Origin of the sequence: Spongiactinospora gelatinilytica (assembly GCF_003236385.1) — a bacterium.
In the GTDB taxonomy this organism is placed as follows: domain Bacteria; phylum Actinomycetota; class Actinomycetes; order Streptosporangiales; family Streptosporangiaceae; genus Spongiactinospora; species Spongiactinospora gelatinilytica.
In genome coordinates this window covers 1-3,714 of record NZ_POUA01000544.1, presented here as the reverse complement: position 1 = coordinate 3,714, position 3,714 = coordinate 1, and the positions used below count along the sequence as shown (strand labels likewise).

Sequence of the window (3,714 nt, the reverse complement as noted above, 5' to 3'; positions counted from 1 at the left end):
GCCCGTGACCAGGCGCAACCCGCCGCCTGGGCGCAGCAGCCGGGCCACCTGGCCGCCGGTCAGCGGCGAGCGGTCCCGGCCGTCGGGGCCGGGCGCCCGGACGGACTCCGGGTCGAAGCCCGCAGGGGCCCCGAAACCCCCTTCGAGCACCGCCTCGATCTGGCCCGCGCCGCCCAGCAGGGTCAGGATGTACGGCGTGCGCAGCCGGAACCCGCCGCCGTCGGCGGCCAGCATGCCCAGCCCCACGCACTCCTCCAGCAGCGCCGGGAAGTCGCCGCCCGCCCCGGCGAAGCCCTCCGGCCACCACTCCTCGCACGCGGCGCGCAGCTCGTCCGTGGTGAGGACGGCGTCGGGCCCCGCGTCCAGCGCGTGGAACGCCATCGCGTAGACGATCACCTTGCACCGCCCGGCGAGGCCGAGCGCCCGCTCCAGCCGGTCGCGGTACCCCGGCGCGGCCCGAAGGTCCAGCCACACCGCCGTCACGTCCTCCCGGGTGACCGCGTACGGCAGCGTCGTACGCGCCACCGGGGCCCGCCGCGCCCGGCACAGCAGCGCGTCGGCGAACAGCCGGATCAGCGCGGGGGCGTTGTTGGCCTCGGTGACCACCCGGGCCGCCGCCTCGGGGCCGAGCCGCAGCCCCAGCGCCGCCAGCGGGCGGGTGAGCAGGTCGAAGGCGTCCTGCGGGTCGAGCGGGCCGACCGTGACCGCCTCGCCCTGGAACCGGCCCGGATGTCCCGGTCCGGCGAAGACCACCCGGACGCGGTGGCCGGTCTCCTCCATCAGGTCGGCGAGCGCGGCCACGTTCGCCGACGCCTGCCGCGCGTCGGCCGCCAGGAACCCCTCGGCGTCGTCCAGCAGCATCAGCATCCGCCTGGCCGGGTCTCCCCCGATCCACTCGCCGATCAGGCGGCGGACCCCGGCCGGTGTCCGGTCGTGCGCGTGCGGCAGCCCGGCGTCGTCGAGGGCCGCGGCGAGCGCGGGCCACAGCGCGGCGGCGGGCAGCACCGCGCCGACCTGCCGGATGGAGGCCGAGACGACCATGGTGTCCGGGGCCGTCCGGCGGGCCTGCCGTCCGGCCTGGCGGAGCAGGGCGGACTTGCCGAGCCGCCGCCCGCCATGCACCAGGCAGGGGCCGGTGCCGCCGGTCACCGCGGCGAGCTGCGCCGCGCGGCCGTAGAACATCTCGGGGGGCGCGTGGCCCGCGGCGGCGTACGGGTTCGCCGAACCGAACGGCGCGAGCAGGCCCACCGCGGCGGCCCAGCTCGGCCCGGGCAGGCAGGCCAGGTAGCCCACCGCCGCGTCATCGACCACTCCGGCCACCGGCCCCTGCCCGGTACGGCAGGCGGCGGCCATCCGATGCCGCTGCTCGGGCGACAGCACGCCGAAGCACAACACCAGCACGGTCTGGTCACCCGGCTGGCCCTTCACCAGGTCGGCGACCTGCTGCGGCTGAACCCGCCAGACCAGCAACACCCGCAACCGCCGCCCCGTGCCACCGGCCGGGCTCATCCAGCCGTGGTCCTGGTCTCCACCCGGCTCGCCCACCAGGCCGATCGCGCCGGAGGGGTGGGTGTCGGCCGGGATACTCCGGCCGCGCTGCTGCCCAGTGCGCGGCGGGCTCATCCGGTCCCCGACGTCCGCCGACGGCAACGCGACGGAGGTCCGGGCCCCATGCTTCTGTCCCTTTTGCGGCGGGGTCGTCGGGGGCACGCCGGTGGTTCGGTCCCCGCCCGGTCGGCTCGCCCGTCAGGCCGATCACCCGGAGTGCGGCCGCCACCTGCGCGGTGAGGTCGCCCGCCGCCTTCGGCCCCTTGGCCAGGGCGTGCCACCCGAGCAGGCCCTGGGCCGACTCCTCGCGCCGGTCGGGGGGCAGCTCGGCGGGGGCGAGGCCGCAGCGTTCGAGCAGGGACGCGAGCGCCGGGTCGGCGGGAGCCGTACCGGCGCGCATCGCGTCGGCGAGCAGCCGCGGCCACATCGCGGCCTCCGCGCCGCGCTTGCGCCCGTACGCGTGCTCAAAGGCCTGCGGGAAACGCGGGAAGAAGCGCTCCAGGTGGTCGATCGCGTCCGGCGGCTCCGGCGGCGGCCGTCCCTCGCAGGCCCGCGCCAGCAGTTCGCGGGCCGTGGTGAGGTCGCCCGCCTCGGCGAACGCGCTGATCCGCCCCGCCCCCGCGGCCACCGTGGCGTGCCGCTCGGCGAGTTCGGTGAGCCGGTCGAGCGTGCTGGCGATCTCGGCGGCGCGGATCGTCCGCGCCTCCCGCTCCACGTCGGCGAGCGCCTTGGCGATCGCGCCGAAGTCTTCCCTGCCGTCGTCGCCCAGCGCCGCGACCATCGCGGCGAACCGGGCCGCCGCCGCCGCGGGCAGCACGCCGTCGTCCCGCCACCGGGCGAGCAGGTCGGAGATGGCCTCGATCCGGTCGCTGCGGTCGTGCCTGGCCTCGTCCACCAGCTTGTCGCGGTGCTGGCGCAGTTCCTCGGCCAGCCGGCGGTTCCGTACGCCGAGTACGGCCAGCAGCGAGGCGGTGCCCTCGTGGTCGCCGAGCCGGGCGCGAGCGTGGAACGCGGCCCGCCACTCCTCGTCGGTGCGCGCACCCGCCCACCGACGAGGAGTGGCGGGCGGCGGCGGGGTGCGGGGGGCGAGCGTACCGGGCTCCAGCGGCAGCGACGCGCAGAGCAGCAGGTCGCCGTTGAGCAGGTGGGCGGCGGCGGGCTCGGCGCCGGGCACCGGACCGCCGTCCAGCAGCCGGATCGTGTCGGCGACCAGGGCCGCCGTACCGCGCGCGGCGGCGGCCGTCAGCGGATCGGGTACGCCGGCCAGCGCGGCCAGCTCCGCCTCGGCCTCCGCGCGGTGCTCGGTGACCACGCCGCGCAGGTCGTCCAGTGGCTTGAGGACCCAGGACACCTCGGCGTCGGCCGCGTGCAGCGCCGTCACCTCGCGGGTCGCCGTCACCCAGGCGTCCACCAGGTCGAGGCCCTTGCCGATCTTGTCCACCAGCTTGGCGCGGGCTCCCGAGTGGATGCGGCCACCCGGCCGGTTCGCGCGGCGGGTCTTGGCGGTGTCATCGATCATCCGGTCCACGGTGTCGCCGGTGCGCAGCCGCTCAAGCTCCGCGGCGGCCCGCCGTGCCTTGGCGCAGTCGTTGCGCGCGGCCAAGGCGAGCAGCGCGCCGAGCGGTTCGTCGTCCTGGAGCAGAGTCTTCCACACCTCGGTGGCCAGCGCGTACTTGATCGTCTGCGTCGGGCTCTCCGCCAGGAACCGGCCCGCCTCCGCGGCGGCGGCCTGTTGGGCGGCCTCGGCCCTGGCTGCGTCGCGCATCCGGCCGGAAAGGCCGGGGACCAGGTAGGCCCCGGCGTGCGCGGTCCTGGCGAACGCCGCGCCGAGCCTGGCCAGCCGCGGGTACGGCGAGAGCGCGGGGGCGAGGTCGTCCAGCAGGTGAGCGATCTGAGGCGTCGGATGGATCAGTCCGGCCCGTACGGCGGCGCCCCAGGCGAGCAGCCGCCCAGCGGCGTCATCGGCCAGCGCCTTCAGCGAGACCGCGCCCGCCGCCTCGGCGAACGCCACCGACAACCGTCCGCCGAACTCGCTCATCTCCCCGGCCACCGCGGCGCACCGCCGCGCCGCCGCCTCGGCCGCCGGTCGGCCCGCCGCCTCCCGTAGCCAGGCCGCCGCCGCGAACCGCCCGCCGTCCAGTGCGCGCGCCTCCGCGGCCTCCCACC

General features: G+C 77.5%; 1 protein-coding gene and 1 pseudogene. Both read right to left on the bottom strand.

Features of this window, described 5'->3' with window-relative positions; genetic code table 11:
• Window positions 1–1,509, bottom strand: a 1,509-nt coding sequence (locus tag C1I98_RS36575; protein WP_199537489.1) for a hypothetical protein, incomplete at its 3' end; no start/stop codon positions are given.
• Window positions 1,409–3,714: pseudogene (locus C1I98_RS42175) on the bottom strand (hypothetical protein); the annotation flags it as partial. The gene C1I98_RS36575 and the pseudogene C1I98_RS42175, both read right to left, overlap by 101 nt.